The 24456-nt window shown below is 59.1% G+C and carries 21 protein-coding genes and 4 tRNA genes; 15 read left to right on the top strand and 10 right to left on the bottom strand.

The features are described from left to right. Position 1 precedes the first annotated feature (1 nt). From BK662_RS27305 to BK662_RS27285, 5 genes are all read left to right on the top strand, one after another. Complete coding sequence (locus BK662_RS27305; protein WP_123360137.1) at positions 2-733, top strand: adenosylcobinamide-GDP ribazoletransferase; 732 nt, start codon at positions 2-4, stop codon at positions 731-733. Positions 734-899: 166 nt separating this feature from the next. After that, complete coding sequence (locus tag BK662_RS27295) at positions 900-1304, top strand: MarR family winged helix-turn-helix transcriptional regulator (RefSeq protein ID WP_048394362.1); 405 nt, start codon at positions 900-902, stop codon at positions 1302-1304. Positions 1305-1356: 52 nt separating this feature from the next. Continuing rightward, a complete protein-coding gene (locus BK662_RS27290) occupies positions 1357-2565 on the top strand; it encodes an MFS transporter (protein WP_123360136.1) in 1209 nt (402 codons plus the stop codon). Beyond that, positions 2562-2684, top strand: coding sequence for a hypothetical protein (locus BK662_RS35570; RefSeq protein WP_256580749.1), 123 nt, complete (start codon positions 2562-2564; stop codon positions 2682-2684). The genes BK662_RS27290 and BK662_RS35570 overlap by 4 nt, the downstream gene beginning before the upstream one ends. 56 nt (positions 2685-2740) lie before the next feature. Further along, positions 2741-3292 carry a glutathione peroxidase gene (locus tag BK662_RS27285; protein WP_123360135.1) on the top strand — a complete coding sequence of 184 codons (552 nt, stop codon included), beginning with the start codon at positions 2741-2743 and terminating at the stop codon, positions 3290-3292. Between the two features lie 89 nt (positions 3293-3381). Here the strand turns inward: BK662_RS27285 and BK662_RS27280 are convergent, their stop codons facing one another. The 3 genes from BK662_RS27280 to BK662_RS27270 all read right to left on the bottom strand — a co-directional run bounded on the left by BK662_RS27280 (position 3382) and on the right by BK662_RS27270 (position 5781). Continuing rightward, the gene (locus BK662_RS27280; protein ID WP_123360134.1) at positions 3382-4653 is read right to left on the bottom strand and encodes an OmpP1/FadL family transporter; all 1272 of its coding nucleotides are present in this window, start codon (positions 4651-4653) and stop codon (positions 3382-3384) included. Positions 4654-4799: 146 nt separating this feature from the next. Next, on the bottom strand, positions 4800-5282 hold the full coding sequence (locus BK662_RS27275; RefSeq protein WP_123360133.1) for a hypothetical protein: 483 nt from the start codon (positions 5280-5282) through the stop codon (positions 4800-4802). 274 nt (positions 5283-5556) lie between these two features. Then, a complete protein-coding gene (locus BK662_RS27270; RefSeq protein ID WP_007898912.1) occupies positions 5557-5781 on the bottom strand; it encodes a hypothetical protein in 225 nt (74 codons plus the stop codon). Positions 5782-6774: 993 nt separating this feature from the next. Here BK662_RS27270 and BK662_RS27260 point away from each other — a divergent pair. Further along, positions 6775-7098: an SEL1-like repeat protein gene (locus BK662_RS27260; RefSeq protein WP_123360132.1), complete on the top strand. Its 324-nt coding sequence runs from the start codon at positions 6775-6777 to the stop codon at positions 7096-7098. 175 nt (positions 7099-7273) lie between these two features. Then, entirely contained in the window at positions 7274-8638 is a 1365-nt protein-coding gene (locus BK662_RS27255) for a DNA recombination protein RmuC (protein ID WP_185047204.1), read from the top strand. 117 nt (positions 8639-8755) lie between these two features. Here the strand turns inward: BK662_RS27255 and BK662_RS27250 are convergent, their stop codons facing one another. Continuing rightward, positions 8756-12226, bottom strand: coding sequence for a hybrid sensor histidine kinase/response regulator (locus BK662_RS27250; RefSeq protein ID WP_123360130.1), 3471 nt, complete (start codon positions 12224-12226; stop codon positions 8756-8758). Between the two features lie 250 nt (positions 12227-12476). Continuing rightward, entirely contained in the window at positions 12477-13016 is a 540-nt protein-coding gene (locus tag BK662_RS27245) for a TetR/AcrR family transcriptional regulator (RefSeq protein ID WP_123360129.1), read from the bottom strand. A gap of 91 nt (positions 13017-13107) precedes the next feature. On the opposite strand from BK662_RS27245, the gene BK662_RS27240 reads away from it, so the two are divergent. From BK662_RS27240 to BK662_RS27225, 4 genes are all read left to right on the top strand, one after another. Then, positions 13108-14301 carry an MFS transporter gene (locus BK662_RS27240; RefSeq protein WP_123360128.1) on the top strand — a complete coding sequence of 398 codons (1194 nt, stop codon included), beginning with the start codon at positions 13108-13110 and terminating at the stop codon, positions 14299-14301. Positions 14302-14344: 43 nt separating this feature from the next. Continuing rightward, positions 14345-14656: a cupin domain-containing protein gene (locus BK662_RS27235; RefSeq protein WP_123360127.1), complete on the top strand. Its 312-nt coding sequence runs from the start codon at positions 14345-14347 to the stop codon at positions 14654-14656. Between the two features lie 105 nt (positions 14657-14761). Continuing rightward, positions 14762-15913, top strand: a complete 1152-nt coding sequence (locus BK662_RS27230) for a TDT family transporter (protein WP_123360126.1) — start codon at positions 14762-14764, stop codon at positions 15911-15913. An 87-nt stretch (positions 15914-16000) separates the two neighbouring features. Next, positions 16001-17875, top strand: coding sequence for an MFS transporter (locus BK662_RS27225; RefSeq protein ID WP_123360125.1), 1875 nt, complete (start codon positions 16001-16003; stop codon positions 17873-17875). A gap of 96 nt (positions 17876-17971) precedes the next feature. Here the strand turns inward: BK662_RS27225 and sugE are convergent, their stop codons facing one another. The 3 genes from sugE to rdgC form a co-directional block, all read right to left on the bottom strand. Then, complete coding sequence (sugE, locus tag BK662_RS27220) at positions 17972-18286, bottom strand: quaternary ammonium compound efflux SMR transporter SugE (RefSeq protein ID WP_038979745.1); 315 nt, start codon at positions 18284-18286, stop codon at positions 17972-17974. Positions 18287-18405: 119 nt separating this feature from the next. Continuing rightward, on the bottom strand, positions 18406-19371 hold the full coding sequence (locus BK662_RS27215; RefSeq protein WP_123360124.1) for a bile acid:sodium symporter family protein: 966 nt from the start codon (positions 19369-19371) through the stop codon (positions 18406-18408). Positions 19372-19515: 144 nt separating this feature from the next. Beyond that, positions 19516-20436: a recombination-associated protein RdgC gene (gene rdgC / locus BK662_RS27210; RefSeq protein ID WP_052967943.1), complete on the bottom strand. Its 921-nt coding sequence runs from the start codon at positions 20434-20436 to the stop codon at positions 19516-19518. A 160-nt stretch (positions 20437-20596) separates the two neighbouring features. Between rdgC and BK662_RS27205 the strand changes: the two genes are divergently transcribed. The 4 genes from BK662_RS27205 (at position 20597) to BK662_RS27190 (ending at position 21126) form a co-directional block, all read left to right on the top strand. Beyond that, positions 20597-20672: transfer RNA gene (locus BK662_RS27205), tRNA-Val, on the top strand. Between the two features lie 18 nt (positions 20673-20690). Further along, positions 20691-20767, top strand: a tRNA-Asp gene (locus BK662_RS27200). 187 nt (positions 20768-20954) lie between these two features. Continuing rightward, positions 20955-21030 (top strand) — tRNA-Val (locus BK662_RS27195). 19 nt (positions 21031-21049) lie between these two features. Next, positions 21050-21126 (top strand) — tRNA-Asp (locus BK662_RS27190). Positions 21127-21430: 304 nt separating this feature from the next. On the opposite strand, the gene BK662_RS27185 is transcribed toward BK662_RS27190, so the two are convergent. Both BK662_RS27185 and BK662_RS27180 read right to left on the bottom strand, forming a co-directional pair. Beyond that, positions 21431-22567, bottom strand: a complete 1137-nt coding sequence (locus BK662_RS27185; RefSeq protein WP_123360123.1) for a catalase family protein — start codon at positions 22565-22567, stop codon at positions 21431-21433. Between the two features lie 3 nt (positions 22568-22570). Beyond that, positions 22571-24403: a di-heme-cytochrome C peroxidase gene (locus BK662_RS27180; RefSeq protein ID WP_123360122.1), complete on the bottom strand. Its 1833-nt coding sequence runs from the start codon at positions 24401-24403 to the stop codon at positions 22571-22573. Positions 24404-24456 lie beyond the last annotated feature (53 nt).

Here is a 24456-nt window from a genome sequence, read left to right as displayed (position 1 = left end):
CATGTTGCCGTTCTGGATCGCCCTGCAATTTTTGAGCAGCCTGCCGATTCGTCTGCCGGGCATGCCGACGCCCGAGGAACTGGGCCGGTCGCTACTGTTTTATCCGCTGGTTGGTTTGCTGTTCGGCGCAGTTCTGTGGGGGCTGAACGGGCTATTGCTGGGCGCGCCATTATTGCTTCACGCCGCGTTGCTGCTGAGCGTTTGGGTCGTGCTCAGCGGCGCGTTGCACCTGGATGGCCTGGCCGACAGCGCCGATGCGTGGCTCGGCGGTTACGGCGACCGTGAACGCACCCTGACGATTATGAAAGACCCGCGCAGCGGGCCGATCGCCGTGGTGACGCTGGTGTTGGTGTTGCTGCTCAAATTCGCCGCGTTGCAGGCGTTGATCGAGCAGCAGCACAGCGTAGTCCTGATCATCGTTCCACTGATTGCTCGCAGCGCGCTGTTGGGATTATTCCTCACCACACCTTACGTGCGTCCTGGTGGATTGGGGCAAGCGCTGGCCGACCATCTGCCGCGTTTGGCCGGGAAACAGGTGTTGGTGATCAGTGCCGTGGCTGGTGTGTTGATCGCGGGCCTCAGCGCTGTATGGGCGCTTGCGCTGGCTGCTGTGGTGTTTGTCTGGTTGCGGCAAGTCATGATTCGGCGATTAGGCGGCACGACTGGCGACACTGCCGGGGCGTTGGTGGAATTGCTGGAAGTGGCACTGCTGGCGGGATTGGCGCTGCTCTGAATCCCGAGCGAGGCTTGCCCATGTGGGAGCGGGCTTGCTCGCGAAGGCGGTGTGTCAGGCGATACCAATGTTGGCTGTGCTGCCGCCATCGCGAGCAAGCCCGCTCCCACAGGTAATATGTATCAATAAATTTGCTTTCATTTAACCGCGGGTATATACACGCACTATGCTTCCTTCTCAATGTTTGTGTACCAACCTGCGTCGCGCCGCTCGTGGCGTCAGCAGGCATTACGACGGCGCCCTCGACGGCTTCGGGATCAACGTTGCCCAGTATTCTCTGCTGTGCAATCTGCAGCGTCTGGATCAGCCGAGCATCTCGTCGCTGGCCGAAGCCATGGGCCTGGATCGCAGCACCCTCGGACGTAATCTGCGGGTGCTGGAAGGTGAAGGTCTGGTGACGCTGGTCGAGGGCGAGGACATGCGCAATCGCATCGTCCTGCTCACCGAGACCGGGCGCGAGCGTCTGGCAGCGGCCTTGCCGGCCTGGGAAGCGGCGCAGCAGCGGTTGATTGACCGTCTGGGTGCCGAGAAGCGTGAAACCTTGCTGAAATTGCTGGACGAACTGGCTTGAGGCCGGTTTGTTCGATCTTAAGCGGGTATATACCCGCTACCGGAGAATAAGAATGACATCAATGTGGCGTACATGCGGTTGGGTTCTGTTGGGAAGTGCGCTGATCTTGGCATTATCCCTGGGTGTGCGACACGGCTTCGGGCTGTTTCTGGCGCCCATGAGTGCCGAGTTCGGCTGGGGGCGCGAAGTGTTTGCCTTCGCCATTGCTTTGCAGAACCTGATCTGGGGCCTGGCGCAGCCGTTTACCGGCGCAATGGCCGACCGCTTTGGCGCCGCGAAGGTGGTGTTGATCGGTGGTGTTCTGTACGCCTTGGGCCTGGTGTTCATGGGGCTGTCCGATTCGGCGGTGACCTTGTCCTTGAGCGCCGGGCTGTTGATCGGTATCGGTCTGTCCGGCACCTCGTTCTCGGTGATCCTCGGCGTGGTCGGCCGTGCCGTGCCACCGGAAAAACGCAGCATGGGCATGGGGATCGCCAGTGCCGCCGGTTCTTTCGGTCAATTCGCCATGTTGCCCGGCACACTGGGGCTGATCGGCTGGCTTGGCTGGTCTGCGGCATTGCTGGTGTTGGGCCTGGTGGTGGCGCTGATCGTGCCGCTGGTGAGCATGCTCAAGGACAAGCCGCTGCCGGTTCTCGGGCACGAGCAAACCCTCTCTGAAGCGCTGCGTGAAGCCTGTTCCCATTCAGGATTCTGGCTGTTGGCGTTCGGCTTCTTTGTCTGCGGTTTTCAGGTGGTGTTCATTGGCGTGCACTTGCCGGCCTATCTGGTGGACCAACACTTGCCAGCCTCCGTCGGCACCACGGTGCTGGCGCTGATCGGGTTGTTCAATATCTTCGGCACCTACACAGCAGGCTGGCTCGGCGGGCGGATGTCCAAGCCGCGTTTGCTCACCGGTCTGTATCTGTTGCGGGCGGTGGTGATTGTGCTGTTCCTCTGGGCACCGGTCACCCAGGTCACGGCTTATTTGTTCGGCATGGCCATGGGATTTCTCTGGTTGTCGACGGTGCCCTTGACCAACGGCACGGTGGCGACCTTGTTCGGTGTACGAAATTTGTCCATGCTCGGTGGGATCGTTTTCCTCTTCCATCAGCTCGGCTCGTTCCTCGGCGGCTGGTTGGGTGGGGTGGTGTATGACCGAACCGGGAGTTATGACTTGATCTGGCAAGTGGCGATTCTCTTGAGTCTGGTGGCCGCAGCCCTGAACTGGCCGGTGCGCGAGCAGCCGGTGGCACGTCTGCAAACCCGGATGAGTGCCGCATGAACAGTCTCTGGCCGCGGATGGCTGTAATCGCTATCGGTGTACTGCTGCTGGCCCTGGCGTGGTGGGGCTGGCGTCAGGGTGGTTTGGCATTGATGCAGTTGGGCATGGGTGCTTGCTAGCGAGCGGCGAAGGCGAGTAATTTCGTTTTCTGACGATTGTTCAAGGATGCACCGACATGCTGATGCGCTGGCTTGCAGTCCCCGCGTTGCTGGCGGCTTTTACCGGGTTGGTCCAGGCGGCAGAATGCCCGGAGTTGTTACAAGGCTCATTGCCCAAGCTGCGTGCCAAGGAATCCATCGATCTGTGCCAGCGCTTCGCCGGCAAGCCGCTGGTGGTGGTCAATACCGCGAGTTTCTGTGGCTTCGCCCCACAGTTCAAAGGCCTTGAGGCGCTGTATCAGCGTTACAAGGATCAAGGGCTTGAGGTGATTGGTGTTCCATCCAATGACTTCAAACAAGAGTCCAAAGATGGCGCAGAGACTGCCAAAGTCTGTTACGTGAACTACGGCGTCACTTTCACCATGACCGAACCGCAGAAAGTCCGCGGCGATGACGCAACGCATTTGTTCAAGGTTCTCGCTGAACAAAGCAGTTCGCCGAAGTGGAATTTCTACAAGTACGTGGTCGATCGCCAAGGCAAGGTGATCGCCAATTTTTCCAGCCTGACCAAACCTGACAATCCCGAGTTCATCGAGGCGGTGGAGAAAGCCCTGGCCTCGGAACCTTGATCGACGCGCACTAAAAAGCCCCGCCTCTGTACAAGAGCGCGGGGCTTTTTCAATTCAGGCGGCGAGCGAGCCAAGCTCGCCGTGAATCATCAGAAACGGTAGGTCGCGCCTACACCGAAACCGTTCGCCCAGTTTTCATACTTGGCGTTGTAGGTCTGGCCACGGTTGTTGCTGTTGTTGACCTTGACCGACTCTTCTCGCAGGTACGAGTACGCCAAGTCGATGGTCAGGTCGTCGGTCGGGCTCCAGCCGGCGCCCAGGCTGAAAATCTTGCGATCGCCTGTCGGAATGCGCGGGGAACGGTCGACGTTATTGGTCGGTGCCTGGTCGAAAGACAGGCCGGTACGCAGCACCCATTCCTTGTTCAGCTGGTAGGACGCGCCGATGGCGTGAGCCCAGGTGTCGTGCCAGTTCTGTTCTTCGGTGATGGTGCCGAACTGGCCATTCAGGATGCCCGGAACGCCTTTGTTTTCGACGGTGATTTCTTTCAGGCGGCTCCAGCGAGTCCAGGTGCTACCTGCGTAGAGGGTCCACTTGTCATCGAGTTGATGAGTGAGCGAGAAGTCCACCGACTCAGGCGTCGTCAGGTCCAGCGAAGCATCGTACTTCTGGCTTGGGTTCTGACCCACGGCCGCGAGGACGTTGTAGTTAACCTTGGTATCACCTTCGAGCTTGTACTTCACTTTCGAATGATAGGTCAGGCCGACGCGCGTACTGTCGGTGGCTTGAACCAGCACGCCGATGTTGTAGCCCAGCGCGGTGTCGTCGCCCTTGATCTTGACCTTGCCGTCCGGCGCGGCCTGGGTGATCGACAGGTTCGATTCCAGGGTGCCGTCAATGCGGTTGATGGTCGGACCGAAACCGATCGACACCTTGTCGTTGAAGGCATAGCTGACGGTTGGCTGCAGGGTTACGATTTTTACTTCGCTCTTGCTGCCGAAGTAACGGCCGGCAAAGCCGTTCTCATAGTCGGTCACCAGGCCGAACGGGGCGTACATGCCAATGCCGAATGCCCAATGGTCATCGATTGGCTTGACGTAGTAACCCATCGGCACGGCGATGAAGGGAACCATGTCGCCATCGTTGCTGCCGCTGTTCGGGCTGGAGCTGGCGTGGCTGATGTCAGTGTGTGCGTCGAGCAGTGCAGCGCCGCCGGTCACTTGTTCGCGCTTGAGGCGAGACATGCCGGCAGGGTTGCCGAAAATGGTGCTTGCGTCGTCGGCAGAAGAAGATCGCCCGGCAAAACCTGTGCCCATCCCGCTGATGCTTTGTTCGTTGATGGCAAAGCCACTTGCGAAGATCTGGGTGGATGCCAAGGCAACGGCGAGGCTAAGGGTGGTTTTGAGCATTACTTTTTTCATTATTAGAACTCCTGGTGATCACCGGGGCGAAAATTACCAACATTTTCGTCCGGGCGCTATAGCCTGTATCGCTTGAGTTAGAGCGGTTTTGTAGGACAATCCGACCAGAATCGCGACAAGTTGTGCGATTTTCGGAAAAGGGTGGGTCAGCAGGCGACCTGATTCAACGATGAAACACAGGTGTGCCAGGCGTAGGTGAAATCTCTCAGACGACCTTGGGGCTGGAAAGTCTGGCGCCAGATTCGGGCCATTCCCAAGAGGTCATCGGAAGCGGGGAGAGGAGTGTTCTGTTCTTCTATCAGCAGCCAGGCGATGGCAGTGGCGTAACGCAGGTTGACGGTCAATTCCAGATGCGGCCCGCTAAGAAAAGCATGCTGGCTGGCGAGGCCGCGAACCAGGCTCGCCCTATCGGGGTCCAGGGCCAGGTAGTGATCCCAAAGGGCTTGGTGGCGGGGCTCGGCGATTCGATACAAACCGTGTCCACGGCGGTCATGCAGGGCGGAACCAAGGGCTGACTGACTGGCGGCGATGCCCAGCAGCAGGGATTCTGCAGTTGCGCTATGGCGTCCGAGATAGATCAATGTCGGACGGATCACATAACGACATAGTTCGCTGGCAGCGATACCCATAAAGCCCTCGAAACCTGAAGTGGTCGGCGATACCTGAAGGGGGCCTTGGCAGCAATGATCGATTCAGGCTCGCCGGAAGCGGATCAAGCCGCTTGAGTTGAAGTGTAGTGTCATTATTTCGCTGTAAAGGACTGTTTTTAAAATATTTCCGGCTTCGAGTTATAACCGTTATATCGGTTGGTGCTTAGCCGTAGACCACGAAATAAGAAATATCGGGCAATAAAAAGCCCCGCTTTTCAGCAGGGCTTTTGAGGTTTTCAGCCTTTCTGGCGTCTCAGGCAACCAGTGCCTGGCGAGTACGTTCGATCACAGCCTGCAGCGGTTCTGCGCTGGAGTATTGATCGGGGTACAGGCGTTCGCTGTGACGAGCGATGCCGTGTTCATTGACCAGAGTGAAGCTGAAACAGCCTTTGCGAGCGGCCATGATCAGGCAGTTCATTGGAGCAAAAGCGTTGGTTAGGGTGCGAATGGCATCCTGAGTGTGGATTTGAGTGGACATAATTGGTGTTCCTACAAGCGACACGGATAAGAGCCGTGCAAAGTTAAAACGTTCCAGTGACGACGACCACCATTGGTCGAACGAAGAACCCGACTGGAACAAAGCAGCCAGTTTGAAGCGCTGATAAATTGGCGCGCTTGGGCTGGCAGGTAGGTACTTAGGAGGGCAGGCAACACAGCAAGGGCAAAGGTTCTGGGCCCGGGGTGAAGATCCTGATCAATTTGCAGGTTGGTTCGGTCAGAGTAAGTGAGCTTCGCAACACCCTTCGCTTTCGATTCAAAGGCTGTGTTGGCGCAAGATTTACCTGGAAACCATCGAGGTGGTCGATCCCGCTTTGTCGGTAGAGGCTTCTCTTGGAGAAGGCTGACCGGGGGGATTTGTTCGACCAGAATTGACTTTCAGCTTGGTACTAACGCCGCGGATACTAACGGATTGAATGGCTGAAGGGAAGCCTGTTCGCAAAAAAGATCGCTGGAGTGCCTGCCGACCAGTCCCGGTTGAGTGATCGGAAGAACCACCGGCAGACCCCGCGCCCCGTAATAGCCCGGAACCCGACCGTTGATCCGAGAAGACGATCGAGCCAGGATCAATCTGTAGAGCGGGTTGCCCGGGTTTATCCCAAGACTTTGCGGAAAAACGCGCCGAAAAAGCGCATCGATATAACCGCCTCGCAGGTACTTGTGCACATAAGTTGCGCGGACTGTCATCCCACTGTCATCCTTGCTTCAACGGGAGTGGGTGCCTGTAACGAAAATTTAAGTCAATGAAAAACATCGCTTTTTTTTACTGGTGAAAAAATCGTCAGTTTGACTGCGAGCCCCATTCCACAGGGCTTTGCGCGAGTTCAAAGGCGGTTGTCCACTGAGTTATCCACAGCTTCTGTGGATTGTCCCAAGCGCTTGCTCTAGGACGGGCGTGCAGGCTTTTTTCGACTTTACCTGTACGAAAAAAAGAGTAGAGTGGCGCGCCTTCCGATCTGCCCCACAGTGCTTTATGAAGTTTCGCTCAGTATCAGTCTCTACTCCCTCAACATCCCCCAGTGTTACCCCTCCCAAGCGCTTTTCGATGCGCGTGGCCGAGTGGCTGCTGGACAGCCCGCGCCTGGGCGAAAACGCCAACGTCAAACACTTTGCCGGACGCTTGCTCAAGCAGCCTGCCCGTGAAGGCGTGGTGGCCGCGCAAAGCCGTCTCGGCCAGCTGATGTGCCGCGAATGCGGTAATGCCCGTGATCGTCGCATTGGCCAGGAACTGTTGCGTCTGGCCGCGCGTGCGGGCGACCGACGCGCACTACAGGAACTGGGCCTGACCGAAGACTGAGCTGTCCAAGACCTGACGCCTTGGTTAACCTTCACGCTTTATCTAATCGGCAGGAGTGGCTATGGCGATGGACTTGACCAGCGCATTGCTGGGTCTGGCGGGCGCTGGACTGCCGTTACTGGTATTGGCCTGGCAGCTTCAGCGTCGGGCGAGTGCGGGGCAGGCCGAGCTGGCGCTGCTGGAAGAGCGCCTTGCCATCGCCCAACTGACGCAGGACGGCTTGAATGCTCAGCTTGACACCTGCCGTGATGAAATCGCCGACCTGAGCCAGGCCAACGCCGCCAAACAGGCCGATCTGGCCGCCGTGCGCCGTGAAGTCGAACTGCTCCAGATCGAACGCGACGACGCCCGCGACGCGGCCCACGCCTGGAACATCGAACGCGCTGGCAAAGAGGCTGAGTTGCGCCGCCTCGACGCGCAGGCCGCCTCCCTCAATGCCGAGCTGCGTGAGCAGCAGGAAAGCCATCAGCAGCGCCTCAACGACCTTCAAGGCTCGCGAGACGAGCTGCGCGCGCAATTCGCCGAGTTGGCGGGCAAAATCTTCGACGAACGTGAGCAGCGTTTTGCCGAAACCAGTCAGCAGCGTTTGGGGCAGTTGCTCGATCCGTTGAAGGAACGTATCCAGTCGTTCGAAAAACGCGTCGAGGAAAGCTATCAGGCTGAAGCCCGCGAGCGCTTTTCCCTGGCCAAGGAACTGGAACGGCTGCAACAACTGAACCTGCGCCTGAGCGACGAAGCCACCAACCTGACGCGGGCCTTGAAAGGGCAGAAAACCCAAGGCAACTGGGGCGAACTGATTCTCGAGCGGGTGCTTGAGCATGCGGGGCTGGAGAAGGGGCGTGAGTACCAGACCCAGGTCAATCTCAAGGGGCCGGACGGTGAGCGCTTCCAGCCGGATGTGATTATCTACCTGCCCGGCGACAAGCAGGTCGTGGTCGATTCCAAGGTCAGCCTCACGGCTTATCAGCAATATGTGGCGGCCGAGGACGACGCCATCGGCCAGATCGCCATCAAGCAGCATGTGCTGTCCCTGCGCAGTCACGTCAAAGGCCTGGCCGGCAAGGACTACAAGCGGCTCGACGGTTTGCACAGCCTGGATTTCGTTCTGCTTTTCGTCCCGATCGAAGCGGCGTTTTCTGCGGCGTTGCAGGCTGAGCCGACGCTGTTTCAGGAGGCATTCGACCGCAATATCGTGATTGTCAGCCCGACCACGTTGCTGGCCACTTTGCGGGTCATCGACAGCCTGTGGAAGCAGGAGCGCCAGAGCCAGAACGCCCGGGAAATCGCCGAGCGCGCCGGTTGGCTATACGACAAGTTCGTGTTGTTCATTCAGGATCTGGACGAGGTCGGCAATCGCCTGCAGCAACTGGACAAGGCCTACAGCTCTGCACGCAATAAGCTGACAGAAGGCCGCGGCAACCTGGTCAGTCGCAGCGAACAGCTCAAGTTGCTTGGGGCGCGGGCCAGCAAGAGCTTGCCGGCGGACCTGCTGGAGCGGGCGATGACGGATGTCGATGGCTTGGCCGAGTTACCCGAATAAAGAGCAAAAGATCGCAGCCTTCGGCAGCTCCTACATTGACCGCGTGGAAACCCGATCCTGTAGGAGCTGCCGAAGGCTGCGATCTTTTCGAAGGCAACACAGACCTCAATCATCACCCTACAACGGCAAATGCCGACTCAACAGCGCTCGCAACGCCGCCGGTTTCACCGGTTTGGCCAGGTAATCCAGGCCCGCCGCATGCACTTGGGCTACCGTCTCTGGCCGTCCATCGGCACTGATCACCACCCCCGGCACCGGTTCGCCCAGTTGCGTACGCAACCACGCCATCAACTCGGTTCCCGTCTCGCCATCGTCCAAGTGGTAATCCACCAGCGCCAATTGCGGACGCATCCCGTCGCCGAGCAGCGTCGCGCATTCATCACGGTTGCGCGCGGTCCAGACCTGGCAACCCCAACGTGTGAGCAAACTGTTCATGCCAATCAAAATGCTGTCTTCATTATCGATACACAGCACCTGCGCGCCGCTGGGCACATGACCATTGAGTTCGGCAGCCTTGGCCGGCGCCGCGGTTTGTGCCCGAGCCAGCGGCACACTGACACTGAACACACTGCCGCGACCCGGCCAGGAGCGCACGCGCAAGGTATGACCCAGCACACGACAGAGCCCATCGGCAATCGCCAGGCCCAGGCCCAGGCCTTTCTCGGCCCGGGTCTGGTGGCTGTCGAGGCGTTTGAACTCTTCGAAAATCACCTGCAGTTTGTCTTCCGGAATGCCCGGTCCACGGTCCCAGACCTCCAGACACAGCTCGCCATTGCGCCGTCGAACGCCGAGCAGCACGGGGCCTTTGGCGTAGCGGAAGGCATTGGTCAGGAAGTTCTGCAAAATCCGTCGCAGCAGTTTGATGTCACTGTCGACCCGTAACGCGCTGCCCCGGACCCGGAATTTCAGCCCCTGTTCCTGCGCCAGAGCCTTGAACTCGGCGCCTAACGTATGGAATAACTCATTGAGCATGAAGGGCTTGCGATCAGGGTTGATCTTGCCGTTTTCCAGGCGAGAAATGTCCAGCAGGTCGCTGATCAGGTCCTCGGCCGAGCGCAGTGAACTGTCCAGGTGATGAACCAGTTTCCGGGCTTCACCGGATAAGTTTTCTTCCTGGTGGGAGAGGGCGGCAGAGAACAGCCGTGCAGCATTCAGCGGCTGCATCAAGTCATGGCTGACGGCGGCCAGGAAACGGGTTTTCGACTGATTGGCCGATTCGGCGGTGCCCTTGGCTTCGGTCAGGGCAACGTTGAGTTGCGACAGCTCATGGGTCCGTTCGGTGACCCGTTGCTCGAGGCCTTCGTTCGCTTCGGTCAGCGCCTGCTCGGCCTCGCGGAACGCGGTGATGTCGGTGAAACTCATGACGAAACCGCCGCCGGGCATCGGGTTACCGATCAGCTCGATCACTCGACCATTGGGGAATAACCGCTCGGAGGTATGGGCCCGGCCCTGACGCATCCAGTGCAAGCGACGGGCGACATGCACTTCCGCCTCACCGGGGCCGCACAGGCCGCGCTCGGCGTTGTAGCGAATGATGTCGGCAATCGGCCGGCCAACGCTGATCAAACCGTCGGGGTAGTTGAATAACTCAAGGTAGCGCCGGTTCCAGGCCACCAGCTTCAGCGACTGGTCGACCACGCTGATGCCTTGGGTGATGTTCTCGATGGCGCCTTGCAGCAGGGCGCGGTTGAACTGCAGCACCTCTGAAGTTTCGTCGGCGATTCGCACGACATCCTCAAGTTGCATTTCCCGACCTTCGATGGCGGCTTTTACCACTGCCCGGGTCGAAGATGCGCCGAGTACACCAGCCAGCAAGCGTTCGGTATGGGCGATCCATTCACCGTCCGCGTTCTGGTTCGGATTGAAGCCTTTGCCCTGACGGTAGGCGAAACGGATGAAGCTCTGACGAGCGCGTTCTTCGCCGACAAAACGGGCGGCCAGTTGCAGCAAGTCGTTGATCTGTACCGCCAGCATCGAACGGGCGCTCGGGCGGGCGCTGATTTCCTGGCCGATGAAGCGGCCGGCCTGCCAGTGCTCCGAAACCCGCGTGCGTGACAGTAACGAGACCCAGGCGAACAAGGTGAAGTTGCCCGCCAGAGACAGCACCACGCCTTGAGTCAGCGGGGTGATCGGCAGATTCAACGGGTTGCCTTGCAACCAGGCCAGGCCCGGAAAACTGCTCAGCGGCAAGCCAAGACTGTTGGCGGCGATTGGCAACACCAGGGTGTAGAACCAGAGGAATGTCCCGGCTGCCAGCCCGGCGAATACACCACGACGGTTAGCCTGTTTCCAGTACAGCGCACCGAGCATGGCCGGGGCCAGTTGGGTCACGGCGGCGAAGGCGATCTGGCCGATGGTTGCCAGGCTTGCGGTAGAGCCCAGCAGTCGATAACTGACATAGGCCAACAGCAGAATGACCACGATGCTCACCCGCCGCACCGAAAGCATCCACTGGCGGAACACTTCGAACGGTCGCTCGGCGTTGTTACGCCGCAGTAACCAGGGCAGCAACATGTCGTTGGAAAGCATGGTCGACAGCGCCACGCTGGCCACGATCACCATGCCGGTCGCCGCCGAAGCACCGCCGATAAACGCCAGCATCGCCAAGGCAGGGTGAGATTGGGCCAGGGGCAGGCTGATGACGAATGAGTCCGGCAGTACCGAACTGGGCAGCATCATCTGGCCGGCCAGCGCGATCGGCACGACAAACAATGCCGCCAGCGCCAGATAGGCCGGGAACACCCACTTGGCCAGACGCAGATCCTGGGGCTCGATGTTTTCCACCACGGTCACATGGAACTGCCGGGGCAGACAAATGATAGCCATCATCGCTACACCGGTTTGCACCACCATGGACGGCCAGTTGATGGTTTCTTTCCAGTACGCTTCGAGGCGCGGGGCGAGCATGGCCTGGTCGAACAGGTCGTCGAAACCGTCGTACAGGCCGTAGGTCACGAATGCGCCGACCGCGAGAAACGCGAACAGCTTGACCAGCGATTCAAAGGCGATTGCCAGCACCATGCCGCGGTGGTGTTCCGTGGCGTCAAGGTTGCGGGTACCGAAGACGATGGTGAACAGCGCCAGCACCAAGGATACGATCAGCGCCGTGTCCTGCGCGCGCGTGCCCATGGCGTCGGCACCGGCGCCGATCAGCAGGTTCACCCCCAGCACGATGCCCTTGAGCTGCAAGGCGATGTACGGCAGCACGCCGACCAGACAGATCAGCGCCACCACCACCGCCAGCGACTGGGATTTGCCGTAGCGGGCGGCAATGAAGTCGGCGATGGAGGTGATGTTTTCCTGCTTGCTGATCATCACCATTTTTTGCAGGACCCACGGCGCGCACACCAGCAGCAGGATCGGCCCGAGGTAGATCGGCAGGAATGACCAGAGTTGTTCGGCCGCCTGGCCCACGGCACCAAAGAAGGTCCAACTGGTGCAATAAACGGCCAGCGACAGGCTGTACACCCAGGCACGCACCCGTGGCGGCAACGGTGTGCTGCGACGGTCGCCATAAAAGGCGATAGCGAACAGGATGGCCATATAGGCCAGGGCGACGGTGGCGATCAGCCCGATGGACAGCGACATGGGAACTCCAGACAAAAGACATCCGGGACTCCGCCCGGTCAGGACAGTCTCGCATGACCGCTTGAGTTAGTCAGTGTCGACCAAGGTCGTGGCGTGGTGGGGTGTCGCAGGTTGGGAGACCGTCAGATCTTTGGTGCCTGTGTGGGCTTCATCGCGAGCAGGCTCGCTCCCACATTGGATCCATGCCGGTCACTATTTATGTGTCTATTGAAGATCAACTGTGGGAGCGAGCCTGCTCGCGATAGCGGCCTCACTGACTCAACGCAATATCAATCAACCGATGCAGCTCTTCAACCTCCAGCGCCTGCGCTGCAAACAGGATGCGAAACACCGTCGGCGCCACCACCATATTGATCAGTCGATCGACACTTGGCTTCGGCTGCTCGGGATAGCGATTCAGAATCGTCTCCAACTGCCCGCCAATGATCGTCACGCAATAGCCCGGCGTGGCGCTGGATTGCACGTCGCGCATCATGTTCCGCCCGGGTTCGGAACTCATCTCGTCCAGATACTGCTCCGCCCAGGCCCGCACGTCACCGCGCAGGCTGCCGGTGTTGGCCGGTTCGCTGTCGGGGCGCATGCGGGCGAGGGCGACGTCGGCCAGTAGCGAGGACAGATCACCCCAGCGTCGGTAAATGGTCGACGGCGTCACCCCGGCCCGGGCAGCGATTTGCGGCACGGTCACGCTCGCGCGATCCTGTTTTTCGAGGAGCGCGCGGACTGCCGAATGAATCGACTCTTGCACCCTGGCGCTGCGGCCACCAGGACGTAAACCTTCTTTAATAGCCATGCGGCGGACCTTAACACAAAGAATTTGCTTTAAGCGTTTACCAGTAGCACACTCCGCAAAAGCAAAAAATTAGCTTTTGCGGAGTGTGCTTATGTCCCGTCTAACGTCAAACCGTTCCAGCCTGTGGTTTCTGGCGATCACCTTACTCAGTTTTCTCGCCGCTTCCACCGCGCCAACGCCGTTGTATCACTTGTATCAAGAACTCCTGCAGTTCTCGGCAGCGACCCTGACCCTGATTTTCGGCGTCTACGCCCTCAGCTTGCTGGCGGCATTGCTCACGGTCGGTTCGCTTTCGGATTATCTGGGGCGCAAACCGGTGATTTTTACCGCCGTATTGCTGAACATGCTGGCGATGTTGCTGTTTATCAACGCCGACAGCGTCGCCTGGCTGATCAGTGCGCGGGTCCTGCAGGGTTTTGCCACGGGCATGGCCACCGCGGTTTTAAGTGCGGCGCTGCTGGACACCGACCGTCAGCAAGGGCCGATGGTCAACAGCGTCGCGCCGTTGCTGGGCATGGCGCTGGGTGCCATGGGCTGCGGCGTGTTGGCCGAGTTTGCGCCGCTGCCGCTGCAATTGACCTATTGGGTGCTGTTCGCGCTGTTTGTGATGCAAGCGCTGTACGTCTGGCGCCTGCCGGAAAGCGTCACACGGCAATCGGGTGCCTGGGCCTCGCTGCGCCCGACCTTGCATGTGCCGATTCAGGCGCGGCGTATGCTGTGGCGGGTGCTGCCGATAGATCTGGCGGTTTGGGCGCTCGGTGGTTTTTTCGCTTCCCTGGCGCCGTCTCTGGTGCGGACCGCCACTGGGTCTACCTCGAATCTGATTGGTGGGGCTACGGTGGCCGTGTTGACAGTGACCGGTGCATTAATGATCTACACCTTACGCAATCGGCCGGCCGACAAAGTCTTGCTGTTGGGCGCGAGCCTGCTGCCTGCGGGCGTTGCGCTGATTCTGCTGGCGGTACACAGTGCCAGCCTGCCGTTGTTTTTCTTCGGTACCCTGGTGGCGGGCGGCGGTTTTGGAGCGGGTTTCCTGGGTGCCTTGCGAAGCATCGTGCCGCTGGCCTTGCCTCATGAGCGGGCGGGTTTGATGTCGGCGTTTTATGCGCTCAGTTACCTGGCGTTCTGCTTGCCGTCGTTGCTGGCTGGCGGTCTGACGCGGACCTTTGGCCTGGTGGCAACCACCGATGGTTATGGCGCGGTGCTGATCATTCTGTCGCTTGGGGCGCTGGTCGGGTTGATGCGTGTGCAGACTGTCAAAGTCTGTGGCGTCGATGTTCGATGACCGTTAGCCTTTGAGCCGCCATTTCATTTCGACGGACCGACCCATGAAGATCATCCGCAGCAAATCCTTCACCGGTGACCGCGCCTGGGCGGCGCTGGACATCGCCAACATGAACGGCATCACTACCCGTTTGCACTGGACCGATCAGCCCTATAAATGGCACATCAACGACGGTCAGGAAGTGTTCGTGGTGCTCGACGGACAGGTGCAGATGCGTTATCGCGAAGAAGGCCTGGAAAAGGAAACGCTACTCGAAGTCGGCGATATCTTTTATGCGTCGGTGGGCACCGAGCATGTGGCTCATCCGCTGGGTGTGGCGAGGATATTGGTGATCGAGACTGAAGGCAGCGTCTGATGCTATATCTGTAAAACAGATAACAGTTAGAGATATTACCGGTTATATCGATATTCGATTCGGATCTACCATGAGCTCCACCTCACAAGAGGACAGGAGTTCACCATGACCTGCACCCATAGCGTTAAACCCGGTATCAAACCGCTCAGTCATTTGCAGCATCCTCGTGAGGCCATCCGCCAATTCACCCCCAACTGGTTCGCGGCGACTATGGGCACCGGTGTATTGGCGCTGGCGCTTGCGCAATTGCCGGTGTCGAATCCCGGTCTGCATGCGTTTGCCGAAGGCCTGTGGCTATTCAACATCGCCTTGTTTGTGGTGTTCACGGCCATGTATGCCGCCCGTTGGGTCATGTTCTTCGACGAGGCGCGACGGATTTTCGGCCATTCCACGGTTTCGATGTTTTTCGGCACCATTCCCATGGGCCTTGCGACCATCATCAATGGCTTTCTGATATTCGGTTTGCCGCGCTGGGGTGACGGTGTGATTCATCTCGCCGAAGTGCTGTGGTGGCTGGACGTGGCGATGTCGCTGGCCTGCGGCGTATTGATTCCCTACATGATGTTCACCCGGCAGGAGCACAGCATCGACCAGATGACCGCCGTCTGGCTGTTGCCGGTGGTGGCGGCGGAAGTGGCGGCTGCCAGCGGTGGCTTGCTGGCGCCGCACCTGGCCGATGCTCATTCACAACTGGTGGTATTGGTGACCAGCTACGTGCTCTGGGCGTTTTCCCTGCCGGTGGCATTCAGCATTCTGACCATCCTGTTACTGCGCATGGCGTTGCATAAATTGCCCCACGAAAACATGGCTGCCTCGAGCTGGCTGGCCCTCGGTCCCATCGGTACCGGCGCATTGGGCATGTTGCTGTTGGGCGCCGACGCGCCGTCGATCTTTACCGCCAACGGTCTGTCGGGTATTGGCGAGATCGCCGCTGGGCTTGGCTTGGTGGCCGGCATCACGTTGTGGGGCTTCGGGCTCTGGTGGATGCTGATAGCGCTGTTGATCACCGTGCGTTACTTGCGCGCCGGTATCCCGTTCAACCTCGGCTGGTGGGGCTTCACTTTCCCGCTGGGTGTCTATTCACTGGCTACGCTGAAACTGGCCAGCACCTTGAACCTGACGTTTTTCAGTGTCTTTGGTTGTGTATTGGTGGCAATGCTGGCGGTGATGTGGCTGCTTGTTTCCAAACGGACGGTGGAGGGGGCGTGGCGAGGTGAGCTATTTGTCTCGCCGTGCATTGCAGGATTAAAGAAATAACCTGCAAAGATTAGGTAATCTGTGGCCTGGATCGACGCTCTACATTCCAATAACAGTATCCACGCCACCCAAAGGGACACATGGAAGATGAGTCACCCCTCACAGTTCACCTTGCTTCGAACTCGGCGCTTCTTACCGTTTTTTGTCACGCAGTCCCTCGGGGCCTTCAACGACAACATCTTCAAGCAGTCGCTGATCCTCGCCATTTTGTACAAGCTGACAATCGAAGGTGACCGCTCTATCTGGGTCAATCTGTGTGCGTTGCTGTTTATCCTGCCGTTCTTCCTGTTCTCGGCCCTGGCCGGGCAATTCGGGGAAAAGTTCGCCAAGGACGCACTGATCCGTCTGATCAAGCTCGGGGAAATCGTCATCATGACGGTGGGTGCGGTGGGTTTCATGTTCGATCACCTGTCGCTGATGCTGGTGGCGCTGTTTGCCATGGGCACCCACTCGGCGCTGTTCGGGCCGGTGAAGTACTCGATCCTGCCGCAGGCTTTGCGCGAAGAAGAGCTGGTGGGCGGCAACGGTCTGGTGGAAATGGGCACCTTCCTGGCGATTCTCGCCGGGACGATTGGTGCCGGGATCATGATGTCCTCCAGCAACTACGCGCCGGTGGTGTCCGCAGCGATCATCGGTATCGCCGTGCTCGGTTATCTGGCCAGCCGCAGCATTCCCCGGGCCGTAGCGGCATCGCCGGAAATGCGCCTGAACTGGAACATTTTCAGTCAGTCCTGGGCCACCTTGAAGCTGGGCCTCGGGCAAACGCCTGCGGTATCGCGTTCGATCGTCGGCAACTCATGGTTCTGGTTTGTCGGGGCGATTTATCTGACGCAAATCCCGGCCTATGCCAAGGAATGGATGCACGGCGACGAGACCGTGGTGACGCTGATTCTTACGGTGTTCTCGGTCGGGATCGCACTGGGTTCGATGCTCTGCGAGAAACTCTCCGGGCGCAAAGTCGAGATCGGTCTGGTGCCGTTCGGCTCATTCGGTCTGACGGTGTTTGGCTTGCTGTTGTGGTGGCATTCCGGCGGAATTCCGGACAGCGTTGCCGGCCATGGCTGGATCGAAGTCCTGGGGTTTGGCCACGCCTGGCTGGTGTTGATCGATATCCTCGGGCTCGGAATTTTCGGCGGTTTCTACATCGTGCCGCTGTATGCGCTGATCCAGTCGCGCACCGTCGAGAACGAACGGGCGCGGGTGATCGCCGCCAACAACATTCTTAACGCCCTGTTCATGGTGGTCTCGGCGATTGTGTCGATCGTCTTGCTGAGCCTCGCCAAGCTGTCGATCCCACAGCTGTTCCTGGTGGTGTCGCTGCTGAACATCGGCGTCAACGCTTACATCTTCAAAATCGTCCCCGAGTTCAGCATGCGCTTCATGATCTGGCTGCTTGGCCATTCCATGTACCGCGTCGAACATCGCAACCTGGAGCTGATTCCCGATGAAGGCGCGGCATTGCTGGTTTGCAACCATGTGTCGTTCGTCGATGCGTTGCTGATTGGCGGCGCAGTGCGTCGGCCGATTCGCTTTGTGATGTATTACAAAATCTACAATCTGCCGGTCCTGAACTTCATCTTCCGCACGGCGGGGACGATTCCGATTGCCGGACGTCAGGAAGACATTCAGATCTACGAAAAAGCCTTCACCCGCATCGCCCAGTATCTGAAGGACGGTGAGCTGGTGTGCATTTTTCCAGAAGGCAAGTTGACGGCCGATGGCGAGATCAATGAATTCAAGGGAGGGCTGACGCGGATTCTCGAAGAAACACCGGTGCCGGTGATTCCGCTGGCATTGCAGGGGTTGTGGGGGAGTTTCTTCAGCCGCGATCCAGACAAGGGCGTGTTTCGTCGGCTGTGGTCGCGGGTGACCCTGGTGGCGGGGCCGGCGGTGGCCGTTGAAGTGGCTGAACCGGCGACATTGCAAGGCTTGGTAGGGGAATTGCGTGGGGCCGTTAGATAGTCGGTGACTTTGCGGGCCTCTTCGCGAGCAAGCCCGCTCCCACATTGGAATGCGGTCAAATGTGGGAGCGGGCTTGCTCGCGAAAGCGGTAGTGGCCTAAGCGCTAACCTTGAGCCCTACCAAGCCGGCAATGATCAACGCCACACTGGCCAGCCGAAACAGCGCCATGGATTCACCAAACAAAATGATCCCGGCGATCACCGTTCCGACTGCACCCACCCCGGTCCAGACCGCATAGGCCGTGCCCAGCGGCAATTCCTTCATGGCAAGGCCCAGCAGGCCAAGGCTGATCGCCATGGCGGCAATGGTCAGTGCGGTAGGAAGAGGGCGGCTGAAGCCGTCGGTGTATTTCAGGCCGACGGCCCAGCCGACTTCGAACAGGCCAGCGAAAAACAGAATGATCCAGGACATCAAAGACCTCCATCGATGGATGGGGTCGTCCCCGGATTAATGATTCGATCTAGCCGCGAGGTCGTCCCCGCGTTGCGCCATAGAGTGCCCATCATTAATCCGAGGATCAAGTTTGCGGCTTAATCCGCTGCCTGCTGAGCAGCGATTTGCCGATCTTCTTTCTCGCTCATACGACGGAAATACGTCGAGAGCAGCGCCCCGGAAATGTTGTGCCAGACGCTGAACAACGCGCTGGGCACCGCCGCCAACGGCGAGAAGTGCGCACTGGCCAAGGCCGCGCCCAGGCCGGAGTTCTGCATGCCTACTTCCAGTGCCAGGGATTTGCGCTGGGCCAGTGGCAGGTTGAACAGGCGCCCGGTGAAGTAACCCAGCAAGTAACCGAAGCTGTTGTGCAACATCACCACGGCCATGATCAGCAGGCCGGATTCGGCAATCTTCGCCTGGCTGGCAGCCACTACGGCAGTGACGATGATCACGATGCTCACCACCGACACCAGTGGCAACACGTCTACCGCGTGACGCACTCGATCACCGAGTACCCGCTGGGCAACCACGCCGAGCACGATCGGCAGCAGCACGACTTGCAGGATCGACCAGAACAGCTCCATGAACGATACCGGCAACCAGGCCGAGGCCAGCAGCCAGATCAGTGCCGGGGTCAGCAGCGGAGCGAGGAGGGTGGTGACGGCGGCAATGGCCACCGACAATGCCAGATCGCCACGCGCCAGCCAGGTCATCACGTTCGACGAGGTGCCGCTTGGGCAGCAGCCGACCAGAATCACGCCGACGGCGATTTCCGGTGGCAGGTGGAAAACCTGGCAGAGCAACCACGCCACACCGGGCATGATCACGAAATGGGCGACCACGCCCAGTGCCACGCGCCACGGATGGCGAGCGACCTCGGCGAAGTCTTCGAGCTTGAGGGTCAGGCCCATGCCGAACATCACCAGCCCCAGCAGCGGCACAATGGCGCCTTTCAAGCCGATGAACCAGGCCGGCTGCAGAAACGCCACGACGGCGAAAATCAGTACCCAGTAAGCGAAAGTGTTGCCGACAAAACGACTCAATGCAGCCAGTGCGCGCATGGCCTGATCCTTATTGTTAAGTAGCACCACAAAACCAATGTGGGAGCGAGCCTGCTCGCGATGAGGACTGACATTCAACATTGATGTTGACTGAAACTCCGCTATCGCGAGCAGGCTCGCTCCCACAGTAGGCATCACACGACTTTAAATACCCTGCGGGGTCTCTTCACCACCCAACGCTTCAACCATCGACGGCAGGAAGTCGCCGAAGGTCAGCATCATCAGGGTGAAGCTGGCATCCAGTTGGCCCAGGGCTTCGTCGCCACCGTCCTGTTCCGCCTGATCTTGCAGCAGGTCTTCGAACTTCAGGCGCTTGACCACCATTTTGTCGTCGAGCACGAACGACAGTTTGTCCTGCCAGGCCAGCGACAGTTGAGTGACCACTTTGCCGGTGCTCAGGTGCAACTGGATTTCTTCGCTGGTCAGGTCCTGACGCTTGCAGCGCACGATGCCGCCGTCTTCGTGGGTGTCGCGCAGCTCGCACTCATCCAGCACGAAGAAGTCATTCGCGGCTTTCTGGGTGGTGACCCATTCGGTCATGGTGGCGGTCGGCGACATCTTCACCGTCAGCGGACGCACTGGCAGCGAGCCGATCACTTCACGCAGAGTGGACAGCAGGTCTTCGGCACGTTTCGGGCTAGCCGAGTTAACCAGGATCAGGCCCTGTTTCGGCGCGATGGCGGCGAAGGTCGACGAGCGGCGAATAAAGGCGCGGGGCAGGAAGGCCTGGATGATTTCATCCTTGATCTGATCGCGTTCCTTTTTGTAGACCTTGCGCATTTGTTCGGCTTCGATCTCTTCGACCTTTTCCTTCACCGCGTCGCGTACGACGCTGCCCGGCAGAATGCGCTCTTCCTTACGGGCGGCGATCAGCAGGAAGTCGCCACTGATGTGCACCAGCGGCGCGTCTTCGCCCTTGCCGAATGGCGCGACGAAACCGTAGGTGGTCAACTCCTGGCTTGCACATGGACGCGCCAGTTTGGTGGCCAGTGCAGTTTCCAACGCCTCGGCATCAAAAGGCAGATCTTGGGTCAGGCGATAGATAAGCAGGTTTTTGAACCACATGGGGTGAGTCTCTCCTTTATACAAAGGGGGGCATTATTGTCCTCCGTGTGCCATAGGCCAACCCTTCTCTAAGCCTTTGGAAGGCCTGAGAAAATTAATTAAAAAAGTGCTTGCCAGAGGTTGGGTCGCTCCGTAGAATGCGCGCCACACCGAAAGTGAAGGGTGATTAGCTCAGCTGGGAGAGCGTCTGCCTTACAAGCAGAATGTCGGCGGTTCGATCCCGTCATCACCCACCATTCGCTTTAGTGTTACGCGCAGCGGTAGTTCAGTCGGTTAGAATACCGGCCTGTCACGCCGGGGGTCGCGGGTTCGAGTCCCGTCCGCTGCGCCATATTCGGTAACCTGGAACGCTGAACGCCAGGTCACCACGGAAAGGCCCGCTAACGCGGGTTTTTTTCTGTCTGAAGTTCCTGCAGGGTGTATCGTTTTACCGGTTTTCAGATTTTTTTGATTTTTTATCAATTAAATCAACACTTTATGAAAATCTGTGGCACAATGCGCCCCGCAACGAAGGTAAAGGGTGATTAGCTCAGCTGGGAGAGCGTCTGCCTTACAAGCAGAATGTCGGCGGTTCGATCCCGTCATCACCCACCACTTACTTTCAACGCTACGCGCAGCGGTAGTTCAGTCGGTTAGAATACCGGCCTGTCACGCCGGGGGTCGCGGGTTCGAGTCCCGTCCGCTGCGCCATATTCGGTATCTGGAACGCTGAACGCCAGATCACCACAGAAAGCCCGCTTAATGCGGGCTTTTTGCTGTCTGGGATTTGGCTTTGTGCTGGCTTCACTGAAAAAAGCGACCTGTTCGGGCAGCGCCCGTCAGTTAGGACTTGAACACCGCAGCCCCTGTGGGAGCGAGCCTGCTCGCGATAGCGGCGGGTCAGCCAACATTGATGCTGAATTCACCGCCGTCATCGCGAGCAGGCTCGCTCCCACAGGTTCTGCACCTGACCAGCATTGACCTGTTCGGGTCGCTTTTTTCGTTTCTGCCTTGCCTATTGTTCTGCGTTACGGCTGTGCCGGTAGTCGCTGACGGCCTCGTACACCGCTTTGCGCAACCGGTTGATCCCGCCAATCGGCCTATGGGCTTCAAGACCGAACCATGGGTTGAACGACAGGTTGTCGCATTGCAGGTTCAGCGCCGGCCTGTCGAAATCCTGGGCGGGCAGTTTGATCCTGGCCACGGTTTCGAAGGGCGCGTCGTGTTCACGCCACTCGATGCTGGTGTCTTCGATCGGCATGTATTTACCCGCATCCTGGCGCTGGATCTGCAAGGCGAAACACGCCGGCACCCGATCGGTCGACAGCTGCTGGTTCAGCGCGCTGCGCAGAAAGTTCGGCAGGTTTTGATTTTGCGTGGGCAGCACGTAGGCCGGGCAGTTATCAGGATCCGGTATCACCCGGAATTTGGCATTGGCTTCACCAAACTTGTACGGCGACACCGAAAAGTAAGTGGTCTGCGTCGGGCTTGCCGGGGCGGGGGAGAGCGTCGCCAGTGCAATAAACAGATGGCGAACCTGCCAGGTGCGCGGGTCCCAACCCGGGAAGAACGCCGTCACCTTTTTGCCATCAGCCTGAGCGGCCACATTCTGACGATACTCGGCGACATCACTGACAAAGAAGTTCGGATGGTTGAACATCACGAAATCCTGTTCGCTGCGCCCTTGTCGGTCACTCAGCAACTGTTTACCAGGCACATCGAGCAGTTTGATCGCCATGCCCCGGGCATCGCGGATGCTGTCGAACTGCGGATACGCATTGCCATTGGACAACCGCATCGTCGCTTGCCAGGTTTTGCCGGGTTCGCTGAACACGCCTTGACGTAATTCCGCTGCCAGATCCGGCAGCACCTGAACCTCGGCCTTCACGCAGCCATGGGCCTTGGCATGGGCATCGCGCAGATAGCGGGTACTTTCACGGTGTTGATCGACGATACGCACGGCCGTCTGGATGATGTCCTGGGTCATTGCCGCTTCGCCGTCCGGAATCAGTTCTTCGGCCGATACCGGGCCGCGATGCTGCCAGGCGGACCAGGCCATGATCAGCGCCCAGCCGAGCAAGCCCAGACCCAGTAACCACAGCAGGGTTTTGCCGAGGAAGGCGCCCAGGCGCAACCAGAGAGTAATCAGCATGGGTCAATCCTTTTGACTGAGGCGGCGGTCTGGCAATTGCGACTCCATCGGGCCGCCCAACACTTTCAGGTATTCCAGCAGCGCCCAGCGTTCCTCCGGTTGCAGCAGACGACCAATGACGCCGTTACCGCGCTCACCTGCGCGGAACTCGTGACCGCTGTTGTGATTACCGGTGATGCGCGTGTCGAACACAAAACCGTTGGTGAAGGCTTCGGTGCGATAACCCAAATGTTTGGGGTCGTATTCGAAGGTGCCCTTGTAGAACGTGGTCGTGCGTTCATCCTGGGGCGAGAGCAGTTGATAAATGCTCGGTACCGAACCGTTGTGCAGAAACGGCGGCGTGGCCCAGACGCCCGCCAGTGGTCGGGCTTTGTAGCTACGCAATTCCTGAACGCCGATCGGCAGGCCGAATCCGTCCAAGTTCGGGCGCTCTGCGGGTGTCACGTTGGCTTCGCGGTAGGCCTGGTTGCTCACGAAAGCAGTGACGTAAGCCAGCCCCTTGGCCACTGACAACCGGCTCATATCCAATGGTTCTGCGGGTTTGGGATGCAGTTGTACGTCCAGTTGCGCAAGCTCTGCCGGATCCCACTGCAAGGCCGTCAGATCGAAGCGATGATCAGCAATATTGTTGGCGGCGCCGGGGTCTGTGCCAATCGCCTCCACAGGCACTAATTTCAGATGATGCACCGGTCTGCCGTCGCTTTGAGTGACGCGGGGTACATGGCACCCGGCGCAGTTTTCCGCGAACAGTTCGCGGCCTTTTGCGGCCAGTGGCTTGTCGATGTTGCCCAGCAGGGCTTCCGGCCAGGCGGGCGGTTTGAGTCGTTGCAGGGTTTCTTCGATCCGGTGCAGATCGCGCACCCGGACGCTGGACGGGTAGCGGTCGTCGCCTTTGAGCGGCTGCCCGCTGCTGTCGAAGAAATTCAGCGTGGCGCCCACACCCAAGGCTTCTCCGATATTACGGGCCATCGGTTGCTGCGCCGAGCCGTTCCACTGCACCCAGTCGAAGGTCCACATGTCCCACAGTTGCGGGTAGTCCACCGGAGCGTTGGCCACACGGTAGTTGGCGGGTGAAATCGCGTCGCCGAAGCTGGCGTTGGCAATGCGCCCGAAGGCATCGGTGCGGCCGGGGCCCTCTTCGGTGGGGTAGAGGCCGCGATGGGTGTCGTTCCAGGCCACTTTCAAGAAGGTATCGAGTGAGACTTTAAAATCCTGGCGTAGCTGTTGATGCCGTGCGTCGTAGTCCTGACCCAGAACGTTGCGTGCGAAACGTTCGAACTTCCAGGGGTTGTAGTAAGTCGAGGCGAGGCTGGCCACCAGTGCCTGGCCGAAGCTGCCGCCTCGCAGGGTCGGAACGCTGGATGGCAACACATGCTGGGCCGAGCCGCCGTCGATGCGTACGGCCTGGCCATTGAAGCGCAATTCGCCGGTGTGGCAGGCGGCGCAGGTGATGTCCAGAAACTCGTCCTGGCTGCCGGGGTTTTGATGACGGGCAAAACCGACGGGCAGGTTACCGGGGTTGTTCGGCGTGGCTTTCTGGCTCGGGTCGATCAGAAAACCAAAGCGTGCGAGGTATTCAGGTGCGGCGAATCGTTTTTGCGAGAAGGGCAATTCCAGGGCGTTGAACCAGTCATAACGCAAGCCTTTGACCTGGGTACCTTGAGGTGTGAAGTAGTAAGCCTGGCGGTCGGCGGCGCTCCATTGCTCCAGGTAATTCACCTGTTGCGCCGGTGACCAAACCGGCAATTTCGGGTTGGCGACGTAATACAGCACTATGGCGAGGCCTAGCCCCAGTAATACTGCGATCAGAATCAGCAAGCGGAATATGAGGCGCAAGATAAACATCCTTGTCAATTTGTAGCTCTCTTATGCCTCAGCTGACGAAGTGC

The organism is Pseudomonas frederiksbergensis (assembly GCF_003732275.1).
GTDB lineage: Bacteria > Pseudomonadota > Gammaproteobacteria > Pseudomonadales > Pseudomonadaceae > Aquipseudomonas > Aquipseudomonas frederiksbergensis_H.
Note: the sequence above shows the minus strand (reverse complement) of the source record. Positions and strands in the feature narration are given on the sequence as shown.

Coding starts and splice junctions, on each gene's coding strand:
- BK662_RS27305 (WP_123360137.1), top strand. CDS start 2: ATGTTGCCGTTCTGGATCGCCCTGCAATTTTTGAGCAGCCTGCCGATT.
- BK662_RS27295 (WP_048394362.1), top strand. CDS start 900: ATGCTTCCTTCTCAATGTTTGTGTACCAACCTGCGTCGCGCCGCTCGT.
- BK662_RS27290 (WP_123360136.1), top strand. CDS start 1,357: ATGACATCAATGTGGCGTACATGCGGTTGGGTTCTGTTGGGAAGTGCG.
- BK662_RS35570 (WP_256580749.1), top strand. CDS start 2,562: ATGAACAGTCTCTGGCCGCGGATGGCTGTAATCGCTATCGGTGTACTG.
- BK662_RS27285 (WP_123360135.1), top strand. CDS start 2,741: ATGCTGATGCGCTGGCTTGCAGTCCCCGCGTTGCTGGCGGCTTTTACC.
- BK662_RS27280 (WP_123360134.1), bottom strand. CDS start 4,653: ATGAAAAAAGTAATGCTCAAAACCACCCTTAGCCTCGCCGTTGCCTTG.
- BK662_RS27275 (WP_123360133.1), bottom strand. CDS start 5,282: ATGGGTATCGCTGCCAGCGAACTATGTCGTTATGTGATCCGTCCGACA.
- BK662_RS27270 (WP_007898912.1), bottom strand. CDS start 5,781: ATGTCCACTCAAATCCACACTCAGGATGCCATTCGCACCCTAACCAAC.
- BK662_RS27260 (WP_123360132.1), top strand. CDS start 6,775: ATGAAGTTTCGCTCAGTATCAGTCTCTACTCCCTCAACATCCCCCAGT.
- BK662_RS27250 (WP_123360130.1), bottom strand. CDS start 12,226: ATGTCGCTGTCCATCGGGCTGATCGCCACCGTCGCCCTGGCCTATATG.
- BK662_RS27245 (WP_123360129.1), bottom strand. CDS start 13,016: ATGGCTATTAAAGAAGGTTTACGTCCTGGTGGCCGCAGCGCCAGGGTG.
- BK662_RS27240 (WP_123360128.1), top strand. CDS start 13,108: ATGTCCCGTCTAACGTCAAACCGTTCCAGCCTGTGGTTTCTGGCGATC.
- BK662_RS27235 (WP_123360127.1), top strand. CDS start 14,345: ATGAAGATCATCCGCAGCAAATCCTTCACCGGTGACCGCGCCTGGGCG.
- BK662_RS27230 (WP_123360126.1), top strand. CDS start 14,762: ATGACCTGCACCCATAGCGTTAAACCCGGTATCAAACCGCTCAGTCAT.
- BK662_RS27225 (WP_123360125.1), top strand. CDS start 16,001: ATGAGTCACCCCTCACAGTTCACCTTGCTTCGAACTCGGCGCTTCTTA.
- sugE (WP_038979745.1), bottom strand. CDS start 18,286: ATGTCCTGGATCATTCTGTTTTTCGCTGGCCTGTTCGAAGTCGGCTGG.
- BK662_RS27215 (WP_123360124.1), bottom strand. CDS start 19,371: ATGCGCGCACTGGCTGCATTGAGTCGTTTTGTCGGCAACACTTTCGCT.
- rdgC (WP_052967943.1), bottom strand. CDS start 20,436: ATGTGGTTCAAAAACCTGCTTATCTATCGCCTGACCCAAGATCTGCCT.
- BK662_RS27185 (WP_123360123.1), bottom strand. CDS start 22,567: ATGCTGATTACTCTCTGGTTGCGCCTGGGCGCCTTCCTCGGCAAAACC.